Annotated in this window: 19 protein-coding genes; 9 read left to right on the forward strand and 10 right to left on the reverse strand. The window is 73.1% G+C overall.

Features of this window, described 5'->3' with window-relative positions; translation table 11 throughout:
* Positions 1-3: 3 nt before the first annotated feature.
* Both BLASA_RS09275 and BLASA_RS09285 read right to left on the reverse strand, forming a co-directional pair.
* Complete coding sequence (locus BLASA_RS09275) at positions 4-453, reverse strand: hypothetical protein (RefSeq protein WP_014375860.1); 450 nt, start codon at positions 451-453, stop codon at positions 4-6.
* A gap of 748 nt (positions 454-1201) precedes the next feature.
* Positions 1202-2047, reverse strand: coding sequence for a hypothetical protein (locus BLASA_RS09285; protein WP_014375862.1), 846 nt, complete (start codon positions 2045-2047; stop codon positions 1202-1204).
* Between the two features lie 961 nt (positions 2048-3008).
* Here BLASA_RS09285 and mobF point away from each other — a divergent pair.
* From mobF to BLASA_RS09315, 5 genes are all read left to right on the forward strand, one after another.
* Positions 3009-6632 (forward strand): MobF family relaxase, encoded by a 3624-nt coding sequence (gene mobF, locus BLASA_RS09295; protein ID WP_014375864.1) that lies wholly within the window; start codon positions 3009-3011, stop codon positions 6630-6632.
* Between the two features lie 306 nt (positions 6633-6938).
* Complete coding sequence (locus BLASA_RS09300) at positions 6939-7172, forward strand: helix-turn-helix transcriptional regulator (protein ID WP_041776323.1); 234 nt, start codon at positions 6939-6941, stop codon at positions 7170-7172.
* Positions 7173-7204: 32 nt separating this feature from the next.
* Positions 7205-7459 (forward strand): hypothetical protein, encoded by a 255-nt coding sequence (locus BLASA_RS09305; RefSeq protein WP_041775697.1) that lies wholly within the window; start codon positions 7205-7207, stop codon positions 7457-7459.
* Positions 7456-7779 (forward strand): hypothetical protein, encoded by a 324-nt coding sequence (locus tag BLASA_RS09310; protein ID WP_014375867.1) that lies wholly within the window; start codon positions 7456-7458, stop codon positions 7777-7779. Before BLASA_RS09305 ends, BLASA_RS09310 begins: the two co-directional genes overlap by 4 nt.
* Before the next feature lie 46 nt (positions 7780-7825).
* Positions 7826-8971, forward strand: a complete 1146-nt coding sequence (locus BLASA_RS09315; RefSeq protein WP_014375868.1) for a site-specific integrase — start codon at positions 7826-7828, stop codon at positions 8969-8971.
* Between the two features lie 26 nt (positions 8972-8997).
* Here the strand turns inward: BLASA_RS09315 and glnA are convergent, their stop codons facing one another.
* Positions 8998-10434, reverse strand: a complete 1437-nt coding sequence (gene glnA, locus BLASA_RS09320) for a type I glutamate--ammonia ligase (RefSeq protein ID WP_014375869.1) — start codon at positions 10432-10434, stop codon at positions 8998-9000.
* A 168-nt stretch (positions 10435-10602) separates the two neighbouring features.
* Here glnA and BLASA_RS09325 point away from each other — a divergent pair, with 168 nt between their 5' ends.
* Positions 10603-11022 carry an RDD family protein gene (locus tag BLASA_RS09325; protein WP_014375870.1) on the forward strand — a complete coding sequence of 140 codons (420 nt, stop codon included), beginning with the start codon at positions 10603-10605 and terminating at the stop codon, positions 11020-11022.
* A gap of 378 nt (positions 11023-11400) precedes the next feature.
* Here the strand turns inward: BLASA_RS09325 and BLASA_RS09330 are convergent, their stop codons facing one another.
* From BLASA_RS09330 to BLASA_RS09340, 3 genes are all read right to left on the reverse strand, one after another.
* Entirely contained in the window at positions 11401-12276 is an 876-nt protein-coding gene (locus BLASA_RS09330) for a DUF4191 domain-containing protein (RefSeq protein ID WP_014375872.1), read from the reverse strand.
* A gap of 61 nt (positions 12277-12337) precedes the next feature.
* Positions 12338-13324 carry a lipoyl synthase gene (gene lipA / locus BLASA_RS09335; RefSeq protein ID WP_014375873.1) on the reverse strand — a complete coding sequence of 329 codons (987 nt, stop codon included), beginning with the start codon at positions 13322-13324 and terminating at the stop codon, positions 12338-12340.
* A 79-nt stretch (positions 13325-13403) separates the two neighbouring features.
* Positions 13404-14486, reverse strand: a complete 1083-nt coding sequence (locus tag BLASA_RS09340) for a hypothetical protein (protein ID WP_014375874.1) — start codon at positions 14484-14486, stop codon at positions 13404-13406.
* Between the two features lie 56 nt (positions 14487-14542).
* Here BLASA_RS09340 and BLASA_RS09345 point away from each other — a divergent pair, with 56 nt between their 5' ends.
* A complete protein-coding gene (locus BLASA_RS09345) occupies positions 14543-15472 on the forward strand; it encodes an LLM class F420-dependent oxidoreductase (RefSeq protein ID WP_014375875.1) in 930 nt (309 codons plus the stop codon).
* Positions 15473-15482: 10 nt separating this feature from the next.
* Here the strand turns inward: BLASA_RS09345 and BLASA_RS24985 are convergent, their stop codons facing one another.
* Positions 15483-15626, reverse strand: coding sequence for a hypothetical protein (locus tag BLASA_RS24985; RefSeq protein ID WP_014375876.1), 144 nt, complete (start codon positions 15624-15626; stop codon positions 15483-15485).
* Positions 15627-15886: 260 nt separating this feature from the next.
* Here BLASA_RS24985 and leuS point away from each other — a divergent pair, with 260 nt between their 5' ends.
* A complete protein-coding gene (gene leuS / locus BLASA_RS09355) occupies positions 15887-18793 on the forward strand; it encodes a leucine--tRNA ligase (RefSeq protein ID WP_014375877.1) in 2907 nt (968 codons plus the stop codon).
* Positions 18794-18868: 75 nt separating this feature from the next.
* Here leuS and lipB read toward each other — a convergent pair whose 3' ends face one another.
* Positions 18869-19522, reverse strand: coding sequence for a lipoyl(octanoyl) transferase LipB (gene lipB / locus BLASA_RS09360; RefSeq protein WP_014375878.1), 654 nt, complete (start codon positions 19520-19522; stop codon positions 18869-18871).
* Positions 19523-19681: 159 nt separating this feature from the next.
* Positions 19682-20932, reverse strand: coding sequence for a protoporphyrinogen/coproporphyrinogen oxidase (locus BLASA_RS09365; RefSeq protein WP_014375879.1), 1251 nt, complete (start codon positions 20930-20932; stop codon positions 19682-19684).
* 124 nt (positions 20933-21056) lie between these two features.
* Here BLASA_RS09365 and BLASA_RS26255 point away from each other — a divergent pair, with 124 nt between their 5' ends.
* Entirely contained in the window at positions 21057-22670 is a 1614-nt protein-coding gene (locus tag BLASA_RS26255) for a serine/threonine-protein kinase (protein ID WP_014375880.1), read from the forward strand.
* A gap of 7 nt (positions 22671-22677) precedes the next feature.
* On the opposite strand, the gene BLASA_RS09375 is transcribed toward BLASA_RS26255, so the two are convergent.
* Complete coding sequence (locus tag BLASA_RS09375) at positions 22678-23586, reverse strand: TIGR01777 family oxidoreductase (protein ID WP_014375881.1); 909 nt, start codon at positions 23584-23586, stop codon at positions 22678-22680.
* Positions 23587-23597 lie beyond the last annotated feature (11 nt).

Below are 23597 nucleotides of genomic sequence, written 5' to 3' on the forward strand. Positions count from 1 at the left end.
GGGTCAGCGACCGGACGGGCTCCACCGAACAGCGACGGCGAGCATGCCGATAAAGGCGACCACCGCGACGCAGCCCAGCACGACTGACACCGCAGAGAGCCAGTTCAGCGTTTCCGCCAAGTCGGGACGCCACGCGAGGATGGCGTTCGGAATGATCGCGGCTCCCCAGGTGGTCATCGCTACGTCGGACAACTGTCTCGCGCGGCCTACTGAGGGCTCGTCCTTTACATCAGGGTCGGACCATGCCCTTCGCAGGAACCCGAGACCAATCAGGGCGAACACGAAGGCGCTGAGTCCGAGAACGGCCACGATGGTTTCGAGCCCGGTAGCGATGGCCGCACCGACAAAGACCATCAAGAGCACCAACGCTGCCATGCACAAGATGAGGCCAGTCCGACGCCACGCGCGCAGCGTCGGCAGCCCAACTGGCGCGGGCCCTTGCGCGGCGCTCATGTCGCCACCTTCCTGCTCAGGGGAACCGAGGGCCGAATGTACGAGCCTCTGCCCGAGGGGCGTCCCGTTCGCCGGCCGGATCACCCGAACAGGGTTTCCTCCCAACTCGGGCGCCCCTTAGCGGCCCACTATGGGACAAGCGCGAAGCGTGAAGATCGGGATCGCCGCGCTTCCTACGAGCGGCCTCCTAGCCAGTGGCGCAATTCCGTCGCTCGCTGCTCCAACTGTCGCCGTTGGCCAGGCACAGGCAACGTATCGGTGGCGACCAGGGGCAGTTGGGTTCCGTCCTTGAGCAGGAGTTCGAGTCGCCGCCAGGACCCGATCCCACCTTGGCGTCGCAGGATCACCCGGTCGACGTCGGAGCGCTGAAGCCGTCGGGTCGTCAGACGGTTCCGCACTTCGAGCAAGCCCTCAGGGCGCGCCCGGACGCGAGTAAACGCGGCCGCGACCACGGATCCGAGTGCGCCAACAGCGAGGGCCATAAAGGCGATTGTGAGCAACAGCGGAAACGGGACGGTAGGGACAAGGAACATGAGGAGGACGGCTGCGACCACGACGACGCCGTAGAAGGCTCGAGTCAGAGGCGGTGAACGAAGCTCAGGAAAGACGTCTGAGGAGGCCACGGTGCAGATCATGGTGCGCCGTGCGGTGGACGTGGCCTTGGCCTGCGCCAAAGCACCCACAAGTGTCTCTGAAGCCGCCTTCAGGGCCAAAGTTTGCCGCTCGCGGCACTAGCGGCGAGAGGGCCTCAGCTCTGAAAACTCAGCGGCACGTCGACCGCCACCCGCAGCGGCCGATCGGGCTCTCGGATGATGCGCACTGCGCAGGTGAGCGGGAACCCGGCGGCGTGAGCCGCGAGCAGCGGCGGCAGAACCTCCGCGGCGCTCTCCACCCGGCCGACAGCATCACCGTCGAGTGAGAGCACCCCGTCCGTGGACAGCACGCCCACTCGGCGATGCACGAACCGCTTCGCGCGGCTCGGCATGGCCGCGTCCCACCGTGCCGGCCCGAGGACGCTCACCCGCGACCCGGTGTGCGGTGGCAGGAACGGCGCATCCGGCCCGGCGGCCGCAGGTTGGGCCGGCTGCAGCAGGGCCAGCCCGAAGTTGCGGGCACCGTCGCCGTCCCTCGTCTCGTCCCCGCCGAACAGGTCGAAGCTCAGCACCCCGCCCCCGCCGACGATCGCGGCCCGGCAGGTGGCCGGGAGGCCCTGCTCCGTGAGAGCAGCCACCACCGGCCGGTAGGCCTCCACCCTGCCCGCGGGCACCGACCCGGCCCGACGCCCGGCCAGGTACACCCCCACCGCCCCGGCGTAGTCGCCGCTCTCCACCACCGCCAGCTGCACCGTCACCAGGTCCGCAACAGGTGACTGCGACCGGAGCTGGCGGTCGGTGTCGGCTAGCAGCCCCTGATGGAAGGACGTGCCGGCCACCGGGCGCTGTGCGCCTGCCTCCGCCAGCGTGGGCACGGCCAGCCAGCTCGTCGGGACCGCAGGGGGCGCAGTGGGCGCCTCGGCGGCGAGGTCGTCCACCGCCCCCGCCTGCTCGCGGCCAACGCCCGGTGCGGGCTTACGGAACCGATCGAACACGCTCATGCCGCCACTCTCGTGGACACCGTACGGACTCGCCGCCCCACCGCACCCCGCGCGACCGCTCAGGTCCTGTGACAGTCGGCCTGCCGGCCCTGGGGACCGGCCGGCCAGCCGCGGCCCGACGCCAGGCATCGCGCGCCCGGGTCGGTCAGCCTGTCCCGGCCTCCCGCCAGCCGTGCCCGCAGTCGCACACATGGTGTTGCTCGGCGGCTTCCGCCTCGTGGTCCGGCGCGGCCACGCACAGGTGTCCCCGCCATGGCCTCACTTCGCACGGGGACTCCTGCACCGTCGCACCGCAGTAGACGGCACCCGCGGCCTCAGCCACCTGCCGCCACCGCTCCGCCGTGTGCAGCAGCCTGCTTGCGGTCCCCCGGGAAATCTCGGCGGCCTGCTGCCACTTCCCTGCGGCCTGTTTCCACGCCATCGCTTCCGCCCGCCACCGCATGACGGTGCGCTGGGACCCGATCAGCGCGGCCGTTAGCGCCGCAGCAGCGGCGCCGGCCACCACGAAAGGCCAGCCACCCCGCCCCGGCCACCCCCCGTCCACAGCGTGAACGTAGACGCCCCGGCATCCTCGACAGTCCCCCCGTCCCCCTGGGGCGCCCCGGCGATCACGGGGAGAGAGCAAATGTTCATTGCGGGGTCCAGGTCCAGGCGCCGAGCAGAAGAACGGCCTACGGGCAGGGCTGCAGAGTGTCCCTAAGCGCCTCATCAGCCACCAATAGCCGGGCGGACGAGATATGCATTGCAGCCAACAATTTCCATAAACGACAAGCGGAATGAGGCCTGCAACGACTGACCGCCCGGAACTTCTAAGATCTCCCGCGCATGCCCAAGGCTTCACCAAGGAGCGGCACGCATGCTACCAATAGCGGTAGATCGGGCCTCGCTTCGCGGGGCCCATCGCCGTTTCTGGGGGTGACGTGTTGACCATTATTGGGTGGCGCTGAATATGCATGGCGGAATGAAGATCTACGCCGGCGCTGCTTCGGCGGCCCGCCACTACGTGGAAGCCGACCGAGGCCGGGCTGATGACTACTACCTATCCGAGGGAACCGGCATCGCGCGCCGCTACACCGCCGGCGACGGTCGGACGCAGGAGCTGGCGCCTCTGACCGGCGACGCCTACGAGGCATGGGTCGCGGGCCTGGACCCGGACACCGGAACGGCCCGCGGTTGGTTGCGGACCGACGGCCGCGCGGTGCGGTTCGTCGAGGTGGTGGTCAACGGCCCGAAGTCCTGGTCGCTGGCCGCCGCCCTGCACCCAGACGTCGCCGACGCCTACGACGCCGCGCAGGACCGGGCCGCGACTCAGGTCATCGGCTGGCTGACCGAGCACGCTACGACGCGGGTGGGGCCGCGCGGCGGGCAGGTACAGGTGCCGGTGGAGGTGCTGGAGGCGGTGACGGTGCAGCACTACACCTCCCGGGCCGGAGATCCGCACCGGCATCTGCACCTGCAGGTCAACGCCCGGGTGTTCGCCGCCGGGGGATGGCGCGGTCTGCATACCGTGGGCGTGCGCGACTCGCTGGCCGCGATCAACGGCATCGGGCACGCCGCGGTGGCCTGCGATCCACAGTTCCAGGCCGCGCTGGCCGCGCACGGGTACACCCTGGACGGCACCGGAGAAATACGGGAGCTGGCCCAGTACGTGGGTGCCTTCAGCGCTCGGGCGGCGCAGATCGAACGCCACCGGGGCCGCTACGAACAAGAGTGGATCGCCGCGCACCCCGGCGAGGTTCCGGGGCCGGGGCTGCGGCGGGCGTGGGATGCGCGGGCGTGGGCCGAGGGCCGCCCGGACAAGGTCACCCCGCAGCCGGGTGCGGACGTCACGGCCCGATGGCTGGCCGAGCTGGCCGCCCTCGGGTATCGCGACACCGGACGTCCCGTCGACCTGATCCCGGTGCCGGTCGGCGGGGTAGACCGCGACGGTGCGGTTGACCGGGTGCTGAGCCTGCTGGCCGCCGAGCGCTCGGCGTGGAACGCCGCCGACGTCCGCGGCGAGGTCGAGCAGCTGATCGCCGCCGCGGGCGTCGTCGTCGGCGCCGCGGTCCGCCTTGAGCTGGCCGAGGACCTCACCGCCCGCACCATGGCGCGCTGTGTGCCGCTGCTTGACCGTGACGGCGTTCCTGAGCACATCCGGGCCTGGACCTCGCAGCCGGTGCTCGACGTCGAGGCCGACCTCACCGACCGGTTCGCCGCCCGCAGCGCTCGCTCCATGACCGATCACCAACGGGAGCCTGAGCTGCCGCTGGCCGCGCTCGCGCGGCTGGACGCCGGCCAAGCGGCTGCGGCCGCCTCCCTGGCCGGCGACCGGCCGCTGGTCGTCATCGAGGGTGCGGCCGGTGCAGGCAAGACCACCCTGCTGGCCGCCACCCGCGACCTGCTTGAGGCCCAGGGCCGCCGGCTGACGGTGGTCACCCCGACGCTCAAGGCGGCCAAGGTCGCCGCTGCCGAGGTGGGCACCGCCGCCGGCTCGGCTGCCTGGCTGGCCTTCCAGCACGGCTGGCGCTGGACCGACGAGGGGACCTGGAGCCGGCTGGCCGCCGGTGACGCCGAGCCGCGCACCGGAGGCGTCTACGCCGGGCCGGAGCCAGGGGCGAGCCTCATGCCCGGGGACCTGCTGGTGGTGGACGAGGCCGGGATGCTCGACCAGGACACTGCCCGCGCGGTGCTGACCCTCGCCGACGAGTACGGGATGCGCCTGGCGCTGCTCGGCGACCGGCACCAGTTGGCCGCGGTCGGCCGCGGCGGCGTGCTGGACCTCGCCGCCGGTCAGGTCGATCCGGCCGCGCACCTGACCCTGCAGACGGTGCACCGCTTCACCCGCACCGACCAAGCCGGCCGGACGACACCGGACGTCGAGTACGCCGACCTGACCCTGGCCATGCGCACCGGCGCCGAACCGGGCGCGGTCTTCGACACCCTGGCCGCCCGCGAGCAGATCCGCTTGCACGTCGATCCTGCGGCGCTACAGGAGGCGCTGGCCGAGGTTGTCGCCGAGCATCACCGCGATGGCGAGCGGGTGGCCGTGGTGGTCGACACCCGCGAGCAGGCCAGCGACCTCAACGCGGCCATCCGCGAGCGGCTGGTCGCCGACCGCCGCGTCGACGACGTCCGGGTCGCGGTCACCGGCGCCGGGCAGCGGATCGGAGTCGGGGACCGGGTCGCCACCCGCCGCAACGTCCGCGACTTGGGGGTGGCCAACCGCGACGTCTGGACCGTCATCGCCGTTGGCCCCGGCGGGGAGCTAACCGTCATCCCGGGCGATGTCACCCCGGCCGACGCCGTCCCTGCCGGTGTCACCCGGGTGAGGACGGGGGAGCGGGTGCTGCCCGCCGGCTACGTCACCTCCTATGTGGAGCTGGCCTACGCCAGCACCGCGCACGGCGCGCAGGGTGACACCGTCACCGCGGCACACCTGGTGGTCGGCGAGCACACCGGTGCGGCGTCGGCCTACGTCGGCATGACCCGCGGCCGCACCGCCAACACCGCCCACCTGATCGCCGCCGATCTGGCCGAGGCGCGCGGGCAGTGGATCGCCGTGTTCGGTCGCGACCGAGCCGATCTCGGCCCGGGCCATGCCGCCGCTCAGGCCGCCGCCGAAGCGGCCGGCTACGCCGCACCCCGCCCCCTGGAGCAGGTGCTGGCCGATCTGCGCGCGGCGTGGACGGTCGAGCAGCGCTGCTCCGATCGGCTGGCGGTCCTGGAGCCGTGGTGCGACGCCCTGCGCCAGGCCGTGGCGCTCGAGGCAGCCCACGGCGGCGAACTCACGCGGCTGGAAGCCGACCACGAACAGGCGACTCGCACCGCCCAGCGAGCGACACAGCGGGTCGAGGTCGCCGCTGCTGTCCTCGCCCAGGCAGCCGACCGGATCCGCGATGGACTGCTCGCCGCCTGGGACGGCGAGCGCGGCGCCGCCCGCGCCGCGGCCCGGGTGGTGCTCGACGGGCCCGGCCGGTGGGGACTCAAGCGCGCACCCGTCGCCCGCGCCAGTGAGCAACTGGCCGGCTGGGCCGATCGGTGGCGCCCGCACCTGCCCGACCTGCCCACCGACGCCGAGCGGCTCGCCCGGGTGGCCGACCGGTTCGACGACCGGCCGGCGCTGTGGAGGGCGTTCGACACCACCGCCCACCGGGCCGCCGAACGGGACCACCACGAACGCCACTCACTGCACGCCGCGGCCGAAGCGGCTGGGCGGGTCGGTGAGCAGGCCCGTCTCGCACTGACCGACGCCCACCGCCGGCGCCAGGAACGGCTCGACCCGCTCGGGCCGATCGCTTGGGCACCCGATCCCGCAGGGCGGCTGGCCGACCTCGAGCGCCACGTCGCCACCGCACGGCACGAGCTGGCTGGCGCACAGGCCCGCATCGGCCGACTCGCCACGGAGCCGGCCCTGCTGGGTCAGCCGCCCGACCGGCTCACCGTAGCCCGGAAGGCCTGGCGCGGACGCCGCGACACCGGGCATCACCGGCGCCCAGCAGTCACGCCGGGGCCGGCCGGCGACCGGTCGGGGGTCCCACGACCCGAGTCCGAGCGTTCCGGGCCGCGGGCCACGCCTGGTGCCGCCCCGGGCCTGGGGCGGTGAGCGGGCGCCCCTTCCCGTGCGGCCGCTGCACTGCGCGGGAGGCGACTGGAGGGGAACCGCAGCCTGCCGACCTACGGTGCGCCACCACCGGAGCCGGTCTCCTGCCGGACGCCATCACCGGGCCCCAAGCGCCAGGCCATGACCGCAGGCGCTCCCACCTCCTGAACGACCGGCGACAGGAGCGGAACGGGAGGAAGACAGGAGCCTGACCGGAGAAGTTGGCTGTGGGCTGTCACCAATGGTCACGAAATGGCGCCTTCTGCAGGTGGCGCCCCGCCCATGTCCGCCGAGCCCCCGGAGACCGCCATGCCCGACCAGACCCCCGGCCGCGATCACACCGCCGAGCCACCGTCCGAGCTGCTCACCATCGCCGAAGCCGCTCAGCTGCTGCGCGCCCCGGTCGCCACCCTCCGGTACTGGCGCCACCTCGGCACCGGTCCGGCCAGCTTCCGCCTCGGCCGCCGCGTCCTTTACCGTTCCGACGACCTGCGCGCCTGGATCGACGCCCAGCACGGCCAGGACCGCGCCGGTCGATCTTGACGGATCCTGTTGTGTCCGACAATACTGGCGGCTTGGAGATCCGGTTCACCCAGTCGGCGCGCAAGCATCGCATCGGCCGGACCTCCGCCCGCCACGTCCTGGCTGGCACCCGGCCGACGCCGGTCACCGCCACCAGCGGGGCCGACGCCTGGCTCTACGTCGGCCTCGACGAACGGGGCCGGGAACTGGAGATCATCGCCGTCGAGGTGCAGCCGGCCGACGGCGGCCAGCACTACCTGCTGGTCATCCACGTGATGCCGACCCACCTCCGAGGAGACAGCCCGTGACCGAGCGCACCCCGCCACCCATCACCTCCAGCACGCCGATCGGACCCGACGTCGACCTCGACCGGGACGACGTCCGACTGACCGACGGAACCCGGCTGACCGAGCAGAAGGCCGCGGACATCGTCGACGAGGTCCGGCGCCGCGGCGGCCGGCCCTCCCTCACCGGCCGGGCCGCCGTCTCACCGCGCATCGCCTTCCGCGTCGACCCCCGCGTCCGGGACAGCGCCGCCCAGATCGCCGACCGAGAAGGCAAGACCATCTCCCAACTGGCCCGCGAGGCGCTCGAGGCGCGGGTCGCCGCAGAGCGATCGACCTCATGAAGCTGGGTCGGTATCGCTCCGCCTGAGTTGCAGATCGGAGAGGCTCGTGGCTTTTCGCAGCATCCAGGACCGGTGGTACGTCATCGACCCGGCCACGGGGAAGCGTGTCCCGAGCGCCCGGCACGGGCAGGGGATGCGCTACCGGGCGCGATACAAGGACGCCGCGGGCAAGGAGGTCACCCGGGCGTTCCCCGACAAGGAAAAGTCCAAGGCGCAGCGGTGGCTCGACGAGGTCACGACCAGCCAGGTGACCGGCACCTACGTCGACCCCAAGACCGCCCGGACGACGGTCGCCGACTGGTGCGCGACCTGGCTGGCCGGCTACACCACCCGCCGCCCGCGCACGGTGCGGCAGGCCCGGGTGCACGTCGCCCAGATCACCGCCGCGTTCGGTCCGATGCCGCTCTCGGCGGTGCGGCCGTCCTCGGTCCGCTCGTGGACGGTGGAGCTCAAAGCCGCCGGCCTGGCCGACAGCTACGTCTACGCGCTGCACTCGCGGCTGTCGCAGGTCATGAGCGACGCCGTGCACGACGGGCTGCTGGCGCGCAACCCGTGCTCGCGCCGCACCTCACCAGGGGCTGGCGGTCAGCGCCCCTACGTCGCGACGACCGAGCAGGTGTGGGCGCTGCACGACGCGGTCGCCGACCACCTGCGCCCGGCGATCCTGCTCGGGGCGTTCGTCGGGCTGCGGACCGCCGAGGTCGTCGGGCTGCGGGTCTGGGACGTCGACTTCATGCGCGGCGTCGTGCGGCCGGTGCAGCAGGGCGACGGCGAGCCGCTCAAGAGCGAGACGTCCCGCACGCCGCTGCCCATCCCGCAGGAGCTGTCGGTGCAGCTCTCGGCGGCGGTGGCGCGATGGGGCGGGGACCACGTCGTCACCGACGGCGCCGGCCGGCAGACCTCGACCTGGGCGATCGAGCGCGCGATCCGCTCGGCCCGGACGACGATCCCCGGGCTGCCCGACGCCTTCCGCTTCCACGATTTGCGGCACTACCTGGCCTCGCTGCTCATCGGCAGCGGGCTCGACGTCAAGGTCGTCCAGCACCGACTTCGACACGGCAGCGCCAAGACGACGCTGGACACCTACGGCCACCTGTGGCCCGACAGCGACGAGTCCGCACGGGCCGCCGTCGGTGCTGTGCTGGCCGCTCGTGGGGACTGGCTGGGGACTGAGCGGGCTGACCTGCGGTAAAACCGCACGTCAGCCCGCTGTACAACTCAGATGTCGTAGTACATCGCGAACTCGTGCGGGTGCGGGCGGAGGCGGATCGGGTCGATCTCGTTCTCCCGCTTGTACTCGATCCACGTCTCGATCAGGTCGGGGGTGAACACCCCGCCGTCGATGAGGTACTCGTGGTCGACCTCGAGCCGGTCGAGGACGGCGTCCAGCGATGCGGGGACCTTCTCGATGCCGAAGGCCTCCTCGGGCGGCAGCTCGTAGAGGTCCTTGTCGACCGGGGCCGGCGGCTCGATCTTGTTCTTGATGCCGTCGAGGCCGGCCATCAGCATCGCCGAGAAGGCGAGGTAGGGGTTGGCCGACGGGTCGGGCACCCGGAACTCGATGCGCTTGGCCTTGGGGTTGTCGCCCGAGATCGGGATGCGGGTGCAGGCCGAGCGGTTGCGGGCGGAGTAGACCAGGTTGATCGGCGCCTCGTAGCCGGGCACCAGGCGGTGGTAGCTGTTCACCGTCGGGTTGGTGAACGCCAGCAGCGACGGGGCGTGCGTGAGCAGGCCACCGATGTAGTGCCGGGCCATGTCCGACAGGCCGGCGTAACCGGTCTCGGCGTGGAACAGCGGCACGCCGCCCTGCCAGAGGCTCTGGTGGCAGTGCATGCCCGACCCGTTGTCGCCGAACAGCGGCTTGGGCATGAAGGTGACGGTCTTGCCGTGGGCCCACGCGGTGTTCTTGATGATGTACTTGAACAGCATCAGGCTGTCGGCCGACCGCAGCAGCGTGTCGAACTTGTAGTTGATCTCCGCCTGACCGCCGGTGCCGACCTCGTGGTGCCCGCGCTCGAGTTCCAGGCCGGCGTTGGCCAGGTTGACCATCATGTCGGCGCGCAGGTCGCTCTGGTGGTCCACGGGCTCGACGGGGAAGTACCCGCCCTTGGTGGCGGTCTTGTAGCCCAGGTTCGGGCCGACACCGTTCTCGCCGGTCCGGGAGCCGCTGTTCCAGGATCCCTCGACGGCGTCAATGTGGTAGTAGCCCTCGTTGATCCCGGTGCCGTGCCGGATCGAGTCGAAGATGTAGAACTCCGCCTCGGCGCCGAAGTAGGCGGTGTCGGCGATGCCGCTGCTGGCCAGGTAGGCCTCGGCCTTCTTCGCCACGTTCCGCGGGTCGCGGCTGTAGGGCTCGAAGGTGATCGGGTCGTGGATGAAGAAGTTGACGTTCAGCGTCTTGTGCTTGCGGAACGGGTCGACGAACGCGCTGTTGGCGTCGGGCAGCAGCAGCATGTCCGACTCGTTGATCGCCTGGAAGCCGCGGATCGAGGACCCGTCGAAGCCGAGGCCCTCGGTGAAGGTGTCCTCGCCGAACGTCGACGCTGGGATGGTGAAGTGCTGCATGACGCCGGGCAGGTCGCAGAAGCGGACGTCGACGAACTCGACGTCGTTGTCGCGGATGTAGGCGGCGACCTCGTCGGGACTGGTGAACATCGATCCTCCGGGTGTGGGCGGACTGCCGTTCGGCACGCTACGAGGGGGGAGTTGCCCTGCCGTGTCCCGAGTGTTTCGGGGCGGTAACAACGCCTGCGGCGGGTCGCCGTGGGGGCGCTCTCACTCGTGGCCCGGGGGCCGGTCGGGCGGGGTCCTACGCTGGCGGTCATGGTCAGAGATGTCGAACAACCCTCTCAGGCCCCGGTCCGCGGCGCCTCCCTGGGGTTGCCCGCCACGGGGCCCGGGTCGCTGGCCCCCTTCACCCGGCGGGTCGGTGGGTACCTCGTCGACGCGGTGGGCTCGGCGCTGATCGCCTGGGCGTTCACCGCCCCTGAGGGCCCGGGCAACTGGAGCCTGCTGGTGTTCGGCCTGCTCACCGTGGTCACGCTGATCGTCTTCGGCCAGAGCCCGGGGCACCGAGTCTTCAGCATGCGACTGGCTCATCCGACGCCCGGCGCGCGGCTGGCTCCCTGGCGTGCCGTCGTGCGCACCGCGCTGCTGATGCTGCTGGTACCGGCGCTCATCGTGGACGCCGACGGACGCGGGCTGCACGACCGGCTGACCGGCACCGCCGTCGTCCTGGACTGACGCTGCGGAACCCGGTGGACCGTCGGCGGCCGGGGACAGGACACTGCACCGGTGATCGTCCGTCGCGAGCGCCCCGAGGACCACGCGGCCGTGCAGGCGCTGCACCGGGCCGCCTTCGCCACCGACCCCGTCACCGGAGCCGTTCGCGCAGCGGACGACGTCCCCGAGGTCCGGCTGGTGGACAGGCTACGGGGCGACCCCGGGTTCCTTCCGCACCTGTCGCTGGTCGCCGTGGACGAGGGCGACGTCGTCGGCCACGGAATCGCGACCCGCGGCTGGCTGGAGCCGTTCGGGACGCCGGTGCTCGGGCTCGGACCCCTCGGTGTGCGCCCCGACCGTCAGGGCTGCCGTGTCGGCGCGGCACCGACAGGGGAGGGATCAGCCGCGGCGGCGCACCTGGCGCTGGCTGACCGACATCTGGCGCCCGCCCGGGAGCGGGCCGCCGGGGACGGGCATCCGCGGGCCACCGAGCGCGCTCATCCGGCGGCCCAGCGCGTTCACCTCGGCGGCGCTGAGGTTCCGCGGCAGCTTCATGACGTGGGTGCTCAGCTTCTTCAGCGGCACCTGGCCCTCGTCGTCGCCGACGACGACGTCGTAGATGGGGGTCTCGCCGACGACCCGGGCGATCTTCTTCTTCTCCTGCGCGATCAGGCCACGGACCCGGCCGGGCACTCCTTCGCCGACGAGGATGATCCCCGGCCGGCCCAGCACCCGGTGCACCGCGTCCATCTGCGGGGTGCCGGCCACGCCCGAGCTGACCCGCCAGTCCCCGCGCATGCCCTCGAGCACCCACGCGGCCGCCCCCGGCTGGCCCTCCACCTGCCGGTAGGCCGAGCCCTGGGCCCGGCGGCCGAAGACGATCAGCGCGGCCAGGGCGCCGAAGAGCACCGCCAGCGGGATGAACACGAACGGCGAGCTGAGCAGGATGCCGATGAGCTCGATGACGGCGGCGACCGCGACGAACCAGATCAGCATGATCCACGGGAGCTTGGGATCGTTCTTCCGCGTCAGGGTGTAGGCCTGCTTGATCATGCCAGCCTGGCTGCGGAGCTTGCGGATCCGGCCGACCTTGGGCTGCCCGTTCTTGTCCAGCTTGGGTGTCTTGCCGGCCTTGCCGGCCGGAGGCGCGGCCTTGCCGGCGGCGGTGGCCCCGGCCGCGGTGGCACCGGAAGTCCGGCCGCGCCCACCGTCCTTCGGGGTGCGCCCGGCGCTGCCGCCCGGGGCGGTGGAGTCAGAGGACCTGCTGCGTGCCATGTCCCCAGGATAGGGGCGGTCGACGGCGCTGCCTCGGACGCGCCGGGCGGAGTGGCGGTGATCAGCCCTGGCGGGTGAGCCCCCGGGCCTCGATCGCCTGCTGGTACAGCCGGCCGGCACGGTAGGAACTGCGCACCAGCGGGCCGGCGAGCACGCCCGGGAAGCCGATCTTCTCCGCCTCGGCCTGGAAGCCGACGAACTCGTCGGGCTTCACCCAGCGCACGACGGGGTGGTGCCGCGGCGAGGGGCGCAGGTACTGGGTGATGGTGAGCAGGTCGCACCCGGCGTCGTGCAGGGCCTGCATGGTCTCGACCACCTCGCTCGGCTCCTCGCCCATGCCGAGGATGAGGTTGGACTTGGTGACCAGCCCGGCTTCCCGGGCGGCCGTGATGACCGACAGCGAGCGCTCGAACCGGAAGCCCGGGCGGATGCGCTTGAAAATCCGGGGCACGGTCTCGACGTTGTGGGCCAGCACCTCGGGCCGCGAGGAGAAGACCTCGGCCAGCTGCTCGGGGTCGGCGTTGAAGTCGGGGATGAGCAGCTCGACGCCGCAGCCGGGCAGTGCCGCGTGGATCTGGCGCACCGTCTCGGCGTAAAGCCACGCGCCGCCGTCGGGCAGGTCGTCGCGGGCGACGCCGGTGACGGTGGCGTACCTCAGCCCCATGGTGGCGACGCTCTCGGCGACGCGCCGCGGCTCGTCGGCGTCGAAGTCGGCGGGCTTGCCGGTGTCGATCTGGCAGAAGTCGCAGCGCCGGGTGCACTGGTCGCCGCCGATGAGGAAGGTGGCCTCCCGGTCCTCCCAGCACTCGTAGATGTTGGGGCAGCCGGCCTCTTCGCAGACGGTGTGCAGGCCCTCGCGGCGGACCAGCGACTTCAGCTCGGTGTACTCCGGGCCGGTCTTCAACCGGGTCTTGATCCACTCGGGCTTGCGCTCGATGGGCACCTGGCTGTTGCGCACCTCGAGGCGCAGCAGCTTGCGGCCGGCGGGCTCGATCCCGGAGTCCTCGACAGGGGACCGCTCAGGGATCCTCGGTGGCGCCTCGCTCATGATCCCCACGGTACTCGCGCAGACACCACCGCCCCCGTCGCGACGGCGACGGGGGCGGTGGTGGTGCTGCTGTGCGAGGTCAGACCTGCTTGTCGTCCGGTCCCGCGGTGGGGCCGGCGTCCGAGCCACCGCCGCTGGTGAACGGCTCGGGCGGGCCGGTGTGGCCGGTGGTGCTGCCTTCGTCGTCGCCCTCCGCGAGCTGGGCATCGCGGACGCCCATGTCGGACTCGGCCGGCGCGGAGTCGCTCGGCGTCCCCGTCGCCGTCGAGACGGTCTTGCCGGAGGTGCTGTCGGAACTGGGCACGGGGTCCTCTCGGTAGCTGGGCACCGGGCCGTCCCCGGCCGGTGCGGGCGTCCACGCGTCGGCCTTCTTGCGCCGCAGCAGGACGAACACGGCGGTACCCACGGCGAGGAGCGCGAACACCCACGGCCAGCGCGTCGGCTCGGGCTCCTGCCGGCGCTTCACCGTGTTGGCGGTCGCGAGCGCCGCCTTCTCGAACTCGCGGTGCTTCTTGCCGGCCCTCTTGCGCGCCTTCTTCGCCGCCTTGCGCGCCTTGCGGGAGGACTCCGCCGCCGCAGCGGCGAGTTCCGCCCGGCGGGCGTCGAGCTCGCTGCGCGCGCTGTCCACCCCGGCGAGCAGGGTCCCGCGGGCGCTCTCCAGCGCCGGCGACACGGCCTCGCGGGCCGCGGCCACGCGGGGCGTGGCGTAGGACAGCGCCGCGACCTGGGCTGCGGTGAGGCGAGGGGCGAGGTCGTCCCGGTACGCCTTCTGCGCTGCCCCGCGGGCCGACTCCACCCGAGGGGCGAGGTCCGCCGCGGCGCGCGCGGCGGCCAGCTGCGCCGCGGTGACCCGGGGCGCAGCGGCTTCACGGGCGGCGTCCACGCGGTCGGCCAGGCTCTCGCGAGCGGTGGCCACGGCCGGCGCGGCCACCGCCGCGGCGGCGGCCACCTTGGGGGCGACGGCCCGCTGGGCCGCCTCCACGTGCGGACTCAGTTGTTCGGCGGCGGCGCGACCGGCCTCGGTCACCGCCGTCCCCAGGTGGGCGAGGCCCTCCTGCACTTCGGCGCTGATGATCTCGCCGCGCGTCTTCTTGTGGAACACGTGCTGCACCTCCGAGTTGATCGTCTGGCGGTCATCCTGCCCGGTCTGGCGCCCGCGCACACCCTGAACCGGCAGGGGGATGCGTACGCAGGCGTCGTCCTGGTTACCGTCCGGCGGTGCAGCTGCGCATCTTCACCGAACCCCAGATGGGCGCCACCTACGACGACCTGCTCGCCGTCGCGCGCCGCGCGGAGGAGACCGGCTTCGACGCCTTCTTCCGTTCCGACCACTACCTGACGATGGGTGGCGACGGGCTGCCCGGGCCCACCGACGCGTGGATCACGCTCGCCGGCCTGGCCCGCGAGACCAGCCGGATCCGGCTCGGCACGCTCATGACCGCCGGCACCTTCCGGCTGCCCGGCCCGCTGGCGATCTCCGTCGCCCAGGTGCACCAGATGAGCGGCGGCCGGGTCGAGCTCGGCATCGGCTCCGGCTGGTTCGAGCGGGAGCACAGCGCCTACGGCATCCCGTTTCCTTCGCTGGGTGAGCGGTTCGACCGCTACGAGGAGCAGCTCGCCGTCATCACCGGCCTGTGGAACACCCCGGTGGGGGAGACGTTCGACCTCGACGGCCGCCACTACCAGCTCTCCGGCTCACCGGCGCTGCCGAAGCCGGTTCAGGACGGCGGCATCCCGGTGCTGATCGGTGGCCGCGGGAAGCAGCGCACCCCGCGACTGGCCGCCCGGTACGCGGCGGAGTTCAACGTGCCGTTCATGTCCGCCGAGGACAACGCCCAGCTCTTCGCCGTGGTCCGGGAGGCCTGCGAGGAGACGGGCCGGGACCCGTCGTCCCTCGTGTACAGCTCGGCGCTCGTGCTCTGCGTCGGCAAGAACGAGGCCGAGCTCGCCCGCCGGGCCGCCGCGATCGGCCGCGACGTCGACGAGCTCCGGAAGCACGGCGTAGCCGGTACCCCGGCCGAGGCCGTGGACGTCCTGGGCCGGTACGCCGAGGCCGGCGCGCAGCGGGTCTACCTGCAGGTGCTCGACCTCACCGACCTCGACCACCTCGACCTGGTGGCAGGCGACGTGGCGCCGCAGCTGCGCTGACGGCTCCGGCTCAGTACCGGGCCGAACGTCCCGGGTCGAGCAGCGGGTGCCGCGGCCGCTCGAGCCAGAGCAGGAAGTTCCCGACCGACATCGGCCGGGCGATCGCGTAGCCCTGGGCGATGTCACAGCCCACCCGGCCCAGGGTGGCACCCACCTCCTGCAGATCGGATCCCGGAGCCCACGACTGCACGGCGGGCAGCGGGAACCGCTCGATCGAGGGAGGCGGCGCCGGAACGTACCCACGTCCCCGCTGCGGGGCCCGGAGTAGGCTCTCCCCGTGACCGGGCGGCTCCTGCTTCACCGGCCGTGCTGACCTGAGACGGTCAGACAGCACGGCGACCCCTCCTGCGTGAGGGGTTTCTTCATGTCCGCCGTCGGTACGGCACCACTGCACGGGACCCGGGAGCACCAGCGATGAGCCAGACCGCCGACCAGCCGAACGTCGAGCAGGCGCCGGGTGGCGTCCCGCCGCACCGGTACACGCCGGCGCTCGCCCAGCGCATGGAGCTGGACTGGCAGGACCGGTGGGCCGCCGAGGGCACCTTCCACACGCCCAACCCCGTCGGCCGGCTCAGCGAGGGCTTCGAGAAGATCGCCGACCGCCCCAAGTACTTCGTGATGGACATGTTCCCGTACCCGTCGGGCGCGGGCCTGCACGTCGGGCACCCGCTGGGCTACCTCGGCACCGACGTCACGAGCCGGTTCCGCCGGATGGACGGCGACAACGTGCTGCACCCCATGGGCTACGACGCATTCGGCCTGCCCGCCGAGCAGTACGCCGTCCAGACCGGTCAGCACCCGCGGATCACCACCGAGGCCAACATCGCCGCGATCAGGGCGCAGCTGCGGCGGCTGGGCGTCGACCACGACGACCGCCGCAGCTTCGCCACCATCGACCCGGCGTACTACAAGTGGACCCAGTGGATCTTCCTGCAGATCTTCGGGTCCTGGTTCGACGAGACGGCCGACGGCGGCACGGGCAAGGCCCGCCGGATCGCCGAGCTGGTGGCCGAGCTGGACGCCGGCACCCGGGAGCCGGCGGCCGGCACGAACCCGTACGGCCGCCCGTGGGCGGAGCTGAGCGAGGCGGAGCGCGGCGCCGTCGTCGACGCACACCGGCTGGCCTACCTGCACGAGGCCCCGGTCAACTGGTGCCCCGGGCTGGGGACGGTGCTGTCCAACGAGGAGGTCACGCCCGACGGCCGGTCCGAGCGCGGCAACTTCCCGGTGTTCCGGCGCCCGCTCAAGCAGTGGATGATGCGGATCACCGCCTACGCCGACCGGCTGCTCGACGACCTGGACCGGCTCGACTGGTCGGACTCGCTGAAGTTGATGCAGCGCAACTGGATCGGCCGCTCGACCGGCGCGAGGATCCGGTTCGTCACCGGTGACGAGACGATCGAGGTCTTCACCACCCGGCCGGACACCCTGTTCGGAGCCACCTACATGGTGCTGGCGCCGGAGCACCCGCTGGTCGACGCGCTGACGGCGTCCGCCTGGCCCGAGGGCGCCGACCCGCGCTGGACCGGGGGAGCGGCCACCCCGGCCGACGCCGTCCGCGCCTACCAGCGGCAGGCTTCCCGCCGCTCGGAGCTGGACCGCCAGGACGCCGGCCGGGAGAAGACCGGCGTCTGGCTGGGCGTCACCGCCGTCAACCCCGTGAACGGTCGCGAGCTGCCCGTCTTCATCGCCGACTACGTGCTGACCGGCTACGGCACCGGCGCGATCATGGCCGTGCCCGGCGAGGACCAGCGGGACTGGGACTTCGCCCGGGCCTTCGGGCTCGACGTGGTGCCCACGGTCGAGCGGCCGGCCGGCTTCGACGACAGCAGCGGCGCCTACACCGGCCCCGGCCGCATGATCAACTCGTCGAACGACGAGATCTCGCTGGACGGTCTGGACAAGGCCACCGCGATCGCCACCGTCACCGACTGGCTGGTACGGCGGGGCGCGGGGGAGGCCACCACCACCTACAAGCTGCGGGACTGGCTGTTCAGCCGGCAGCGCTACTGGGGTGAGCCGTTCCCGATCGTCTACGACGCGAACGACCGGCCCGTCGCGGTGCCGGAGTCGATGCTCCCGGTGCTGCTGCCCGAGGTGGACGACTATTCGCCCAAGACGTTCTCCGACGACGACGCCGACTCCGCCCCGGAACCGCCGCTGTCCCGGGCCACCGAGTGGACGACCGTCGAGCTGGACCTGGGCGACGGCGTGCAGGAGTACCGCCGCGAGACCAACACGATGCCCAACTGGGCGGGCTCGTGCTGGTACTACCTGCGCTACCTCGACCCCGGCGACGACACGCAGATGGTCGACCCGGAGCTGGAGCGGTACTGGATGGGACCGCGCGGCGAGGGCGACGTCGGCGGTGTCGACCTCTACGTCGGCGGCGTCGAGCATGCGGTCCTGCACCTGCTGTACGCGCGGTTCTGGCACAAAGTGCTGCACGACCTGGGGTACGTGTCCAGCGAGGAGCCGTTCCGCCGGCTGGTCAACCAGGGCTACATCTCGGCCTACGCCTACACCGACGAGCGGGGCTTCTACGTGCCCGCCGCCGAGGTGGTCGAGAAGGACGGGGGCTTCTTCTTCGAGGGCGAGCCGGTCACCCGTGAGTACGGGAAGATCGGCAAGAGCCTGAAGAACATGGTCACGCCCGACGAGATGATCGGCGCCTACGGGGCGGACACGTTCCGGGTGTACGAGATGTCCACCGGGCCGCTGGAGCAATCGCGGCCGTGGGAGACCAAGGCCGTCGTCGGGTCGCAACGCCTGCTGCAGCGGATCTGGCGGGTGGTCGTCGACGAGGAGACCGGTGCGGTCCGCGCGTCCGACGCCGAGCCGGCGGAGGAGACGCTGCGGACGCTGCACAAGGCGATCGACGGCGTCCGTGACGGCTACTCGACGCTGCGGTTCAACATCGCGATCGCCCGGATCACCGAGCTGACCAACCACCTGACCCAGGTGTTCGGCGCGGACACCCCCGTGCCCCGGGCGGTGGCCGAGCCGCTGGTGCTGCTGGTGGCGCCGCTGGCCCCGCACCTTGCGGAGGAGCTGTGGTCGCGTCTCGGGCACCACGGGTCGACGGCCTGGACGCCCTTCCCCGAGGCCGACCAGCGCTGGCTGGTGGAGGACACCGTGCAGGTCGCCGTCCAGGTGAACGGCAAGGTGCGGTCGCAGGTGACGGTGCCGACCGACGCCGACGCCGCGGCGCTCGAGACCGCCGCCCGGGCGGACGAGAAGGTCGCCGGCTACCTGGACGGCGCGACGATCCGCCGCGTCGTCGCCGTCCCCGGCCGGCTGGTCAACTTCGTCCTCGGCTGACCGAGGACCCGTCCTCCCCGGCCATCGCACGACGTGGTGGAGCTGACGTGGGTGCGCTGCGGGAACGCGGCCACGTCAGGTGGCCGGCGCGCCGGAGAGGACTCCGCGCATGGCTTCCTCGACCGGGTCGAGCGCGTCGGCGACCGCAACATCCCGGCCGAGCTCGGCCGACAGCGAGGTGACGCCGGCGTCCGGGATCCCGCAGGGCACGATCGCGCCGAAGGCCCCCAGGTCGGGGTCGCAGTTCAGCGCGAAGCCGTGCATGGTGACGCCCCGGGCCACCCGGATACCGATCGCGGCGACCTTCCGTTCCGGCCGGAAGCCCGCGCCGGGGGAGTCGGCGGGCAGCCAGACGCCGCTGCGCCCCTCGACGCGGCCGGCGTCCACCCCGAAGCCGGCGCAGACCTCGATCAGCGCACCTTCGAGCCGCCGGACGTAGGCGACGACGTCCACCGGGTCGGGCAGCGCGACGATCGGGTAGCCGACCAGTTGCCCGGGCCCGTGCCAGGTGATCTTGCCGCCGCGGTCGACGTCGATGACCGGTGTGCCGTCGAACGGCCGCTCGTGCGGCTCGGTGCGCCGGCCGGCGGTGTAGACCGACGGGTGCTCGAGCAGCAGCAGGGTGTCGGGGATCTCGCCGGCCACCCGCTGGGCGTGCAGCTCCCGCTGCCGGTCCCAGGCCTCCTCGTAGGGGACGGTTCCGGCGCGCACCACCCGCAGTTCGCTCACGGGCTCAGCGTATGCTCGCGTCACGCCAGGCGGCGCGGCTCGATGCGGATCTCCACGGCGGTGCCGTCGGGGCCCTGCTTCACCCGGTGAGCAGGCGTGCCGGGGCGCCGTGCGGCGAAACCCGTGCTGGGGGCCAGGATCGTCGGTGTGCTCCGGGAATCAGCCGGCGCTCCGGTGGTCGGGTGGGCCGGGGCGGCGAAGCGCGCCCAGGGCGGCGCGTGCCGCCCGGGCGCCGCTGGCCATCGCGCCCTGGATGGACGGGGTGTCCCGGTGATCACCGCAGACGAACAGGCCGTTCCCGAGGTCGACCGGGCGGCGTAGCTGCAGCGGCGGCAGGGCGGCCGGCTGGGCGCCGCGCACCGTGACCGTGGTCAGGTGCTCGAGGTCCGACGGCGACACGCCGTGGGCCGCCGCCACCTCGCCGCGCACCTCGGCCTCCGGCGTCGGGTCGAGGGTGGAGCTGGCGACCAGGGCCCGCCCGTCAGGGCTGTACCGAGGCTGGGCATCGGACACGACCGCGCTGTTGACCAGCCGGCCGCCCGGCTGGCCCAGCACGATCAGCGGCGTCGGCCAGGGCGACTCGGGCAGCACGTGCAGGTGCGTGGTGACCTGCCGGGGTGCGGTGGCGTCGACGGCAGGGAGCAGCCCGGCCGCCGTGACGGGGTCGGTGGCGACGACGACGGCGTCGGCCCGCCACGTGCCGTCGTCGGTGACCACCGATCCGGGGTGCACCGAGCGCACGGCGGTGTGCAGGTGCACCCGGCCGGTGCCGAGGCGGGCGGCCAGCTGTTCACCGATGGCCTGCATGCCGTCGGCGGGGAGCCCGGTGGCGCCCCGGACGAAGCTGCGCCAGAGCAGGTCCACGTACCGGCTGGAGGAGGCCAGCTGGTCCTCGAGCAGGACCCCGGCGAGGAAGGGCCGGAGGAAGCGCTCCACCGCAGCCGCCCCGACCCCGGCCGAGCGCAGCGCCCGCTCGGCCGTCTCCTCCGGTGCCCGGAGCAGAAAGCCGACGGGGGAGTAGCCGGCCCGGAGGGAGAAGGCGACCAGGGCGGCCTTCTCCCGGAGTGATCCCAGCGGTGCCGCCGCCGTGCCCAGCGCCGCGGTGGGGCGCTGCCGGGGATCGATCACCCGGTGTGCCCGGCCATCGACCCGGAGCACCGCCCCCCGCTCGAAGCAGCCCAGTTCCAGGGCGGGCAGGTCGAGGTCGGCCGCCCGGGGGTAGCCGGTGTTGAAGACCTGGAACCCGCGGTCGACGACGAAGCCGTCGATGCGCTCGCTCGCGACGCGCCCGCCGACGTGCCCGTAGGCCTCGAGCACCTGCACGTCCAGGCCGGCGTCGGCCAGCCGTGTCGCCGCCGACAGCCCTGCCAGTCCCGCCCCCACAACCAGGACCTCGGCCCGCAGCGGCATCGACACCGCCCGAAGGTATCCGGCCGCCGGTGTGGCCAACCGCCGGGACGGAGCACCGGGGACGGCGGGCGGGCCTGTGGACAGCCGCAGCGGCAGGTGTGCCGACCGCCCTACCCTCCCCGTCATGTCCGCCGCCGTCCCGCCCGGAGAGCCGGGTGCCTGCCAGCCGCCCACCGTTCCCGGCTACACCCTCGAGGCGTTGCTCGGCCGGGGCGGCTCCGGAGAGGTGTGGCGGGCCGTTCCGCGGGAAGGCGGGACGCCGGTCGCGGTGAAGGTCCTGGTCGCCGGCGACCCGGAGCGGCAGGCACGCGAGGCAGCACTGCTCGGCGAGCTGGACCACCCGCACCTGGTCCGGTTGCACGAGGTCGTCCACCAGCCCCGCCGCGGCGGTGCGCCACGGGTCGCACTGGTGCTGGAGCTGCTCGCCGGGGGCAGCCTCGCCGACCTGCTCGGCCGGCGCGGCCGGTTGCGTCCGGGCGAGGTCGTGACGGCCATGGCCCCGGTGGCGGCGGCCCTCGCGCACGCGCACGCGCACGGCGTGGTCCACGGCGACCTCTCGCCGGGCAACATCGTCTTCACCGCCGAAGGACGCCCGGTGCTCACGGACCTGGGCGTCGCCCGGGTGCTGGGGGAGACCGCGGCCGCCGAGGTCACTCCCGCCTACGTCGACCCGGCGGTCGCCCGGGGCGGCGCACCCGGCCCTGCCTCCGACGTGTTCGGCGTCGCCGCGGCGGCCTTCCACGCGCTCACCGGGATCGCACCGTGGAACGCCGCCACCCCGGCCGACACCCTCGCGGTGGCCGCCGCGGGCACCGTCCCCGACCTGGCCGAACTGGCCCCCGAGGCGCCACCGGAGCTGGTCGGGGTCATCTCCCGCGGGCTCGCGGCAGATCCCCTCGACCGGGGCAGCGCCGCAGCCTTCGCGCTGGACCTGCGGCGCGCGTGCCGGCCGGAACCCGTGGCCCTGTCCGGAGCCGCCGGCGCGGTCGGCTCCGGTCGTCCCGACCCACGGGCCGAGCTCACCCACGTGGTGCCCGGCCGCCGCCCTCGGCCGGCCCCGGCCATCGTCGCCCCTCCGGCGCGGTCCCACCGCCGGGCGAGAGGTGTCTCGGCAGCCCGGACGACCGGTCCGCTGGCCCGGGTCCTGCTCGTCGCGTCACTCGTCCTCGCGGCGCTGGCCGTGACCGCATGGGCGGGCACCCGCTGGGCCGGGTACAGCGGTGCCCCGGGCACCTCCGTGGTCGCGGCCACGTCCGCCGCTCCCGCGCCGTCGCTGCCGGCGACCACGCCGGGCGTCGTCCCGCCTTCCCCGCCCTCCGTGGTCGCCGGCGTCCCGGATCCCATCAGCGCCGATGACTGGCGCGTCCTGGTCACGCAGCTGTACGCCCGGCGGGCCGAGGCGCTGAGCGGCGATCCGGCGGCGCTCGGCGAGGTCTACGCCCAGGGCAGCTCACTGAAGGCAGCCGACGCCGAGCACGCCCGCACGCTCGCCGCCGCGGGGGAGCAGCTGGACGGGTTCGCCCCGGCAGTCGTCGAGCTCGCCGTCGTCTCCACCACGGCGGAGCGGGCCGAGCTGCGGCTCACCGACCGCTGGCCGGACTACCGCGTGGTGCCGGCCGGCCGCCCGGACGGTGCCCCGCTGCGCACGGTGGCCGGCCGGCCGGACGCCGAGGTCCGGATGACGCTGGTGCGCACGCCATCCGGATGGCGGATCGAGTCCGCGCGCCGGCTGGCCTGAGGGCAGGTCATCCTCGTCGAACGGCGGTGCGGAGGGCGCCCTCCAGAGAGGTCTCCGTGAACGTGTAGCCCGACTGCTGCAGTTGCGTGGGCAGTGCGCGCTGACCGCCGACGACGTTGCAGCGCCCGAAGTCGCGCAGCGCCAGGACGAGCGGGAACTCAGGCACGGGGAGAGGCGTGGGTCGGCGCAGGACCCGGCCGAGGGTGCGGGTGAATTCGGTGTTCGTCACCGGGTCGGGAGCGGTGAGGTTGACCGGACCGGCTACGTCAGTGGCGAGCAGGTGACGGATGGCGCCGATCTCGTCGGCCAGTGCGATCCAGGGCCAGTACTGCTGGCCGGACCCGATGCGGCCACCGAGGCCCAGGCGGAACACCAGCCCGAGCACCTTCATGAGTGGGGCGCCGCCGGCGATGACGAGACCGGTCCGGAGGAAGGCCACTCGGACGCCGGCCGCGCCGGCCGGTGCGGCCGCGTCCTCCCACGCCGCGCACATGCGGGCCATGAACCCGGCCCCCTGCGGGTCGTCCTCGGTGACCACCCGGTCGGCCGTGTCGCCGTAGTAGCTGATCCCCGACCCGGAGAGAAGGATCCGCGGGCGTCCGGGGTCGGCCGCGGCCGCCGCCGCCAGGGCTTCGCTGATCGTGGCCGTGCTGTCGACCCGACTGGTGAGCAGCCGCTCCTCGTAGGTGCGGGTCCACGGGCGGGGCGTGATCGACGCCCCGGCGAGGTTCACGACGGCGTCGACGTCGACCAGCACGGACGGGTCCATGCGGCGGTGCTGCGGGTCCCAGCGGTGCTCGTCGCCCGTCCGCGGGGTGCGCCTCACGAGCCGGATGACCTCGTGGCCGTCCGCCCGCAGCACAGGGACCAGTCGGCTGCCGATCTGGCCAGAGGCGCCGGTGATCGCGATCTTCATGCGCTACTTCT

The sequence above is a fragment of the Blastococcus saxobsidens DD2 genome, assembly GCF_000284015.1.
In the GTDB taxonomy this organism is placed as follows: domain Bacteria; phylum Actinomycetota; class Actinomycetes; order Mycobacteriales; family Geodermatophilaceae; genus Blastococcus; species Blastococcus saxobsidens_A.

What these genes read in the sequence shown, in the direction of transcription:
- BLASA_RS09275 (WP_014375860.1), bottom strand. Translation starts at nt 453, where the DNA reads ATGAGCGCCGCGCAAGGGCCCGCGCCAGTTGGGCTGCCGACGCTGCGC.
- BLASA_RS09285 (WP_014375862.1), bottom strand. Translation starts at nt 2,047, where the DNA reads ATGAGCGTGTTCGATCGGTTCCGTAAGCCCGCACCGGGCGTTGGCCGC.
- mobF (WP_014375864.1), top strand. Translation starts at nt 3,009, where the DNA reads ATGAAGATCTACGCCGGCGCTGCTTCGGCGGCCCGCCACTACGTGGAA.
- BLASA_RS09300 (WP_041776323.1), top strand. Translation starts at nt 6,939, where the DNA reads ATGCCCGACCAGACCCCCGGCCGCGATCACACCGCCGAGCCACCGTCC.
- glnA (WP_014375869.1), bottom strand. Translation starts at nt 10,434, where the DNA reads ATGTTCACCAGTCCCGACGAGGTCGCCGCCTACATCCGCGACAACGAC.
- BLASA_RS09325 (WP_014375870.1), top strand. Translation starts at nt 10,603, where the DNA reads ATGGTCAGAGATGTCGAACAACCCTCTCAGGCCCCGGTCCGCGGCGCC.
- BLASA_RS09330 (WP_014375872.1), bottom strand. Translation starts at nt 12,276, where the DNA reads ATGGCACGCAGCAGGTCCTCTGACTCCACCGCCCCGGGCGGCAGCGCC.
- lipA (WP_014375873.1), bottom strand. Translation starts at nt 13,324, where the DNA reads ATGAGCGAGGCGCCACCGAGGATCCCTGAGCGGTCCCCTGTCGAGGAC.
- leuS (WP_014375877.1), top strand. Translation starts at nt 15,887, where the DNA reads ATGAGCCAGACCGCCGACCAGCCGAACGTCGAGCAGGCGCCGGGTGGC.
- BLASA_RS09365 (WP_014375879.1), bottom strand. Translation starts at nt 20,932, where the DNA reads ATGCCGCTGCGGGCCGAGGTCCTGGTTGTGGGGGCGGGACTGGCAGGG.
- BLASA_RS26255 (WP_014375880.1), top strand. Translation starts at nt 21,057, where the DNA reads ATGTCCGCCGCCGTCCCGCCCGGAGAGCCGGGTGCCTGCCAGCCGCCC.
- BLASA_RS09375 (WP_014375881.1), bottom strand. Translation starts at nt 23,586, where the DNA reads ATGAAGATCGCGATCACCGGCGCCTCTGGCCAGATCGGCAGCCGACTG.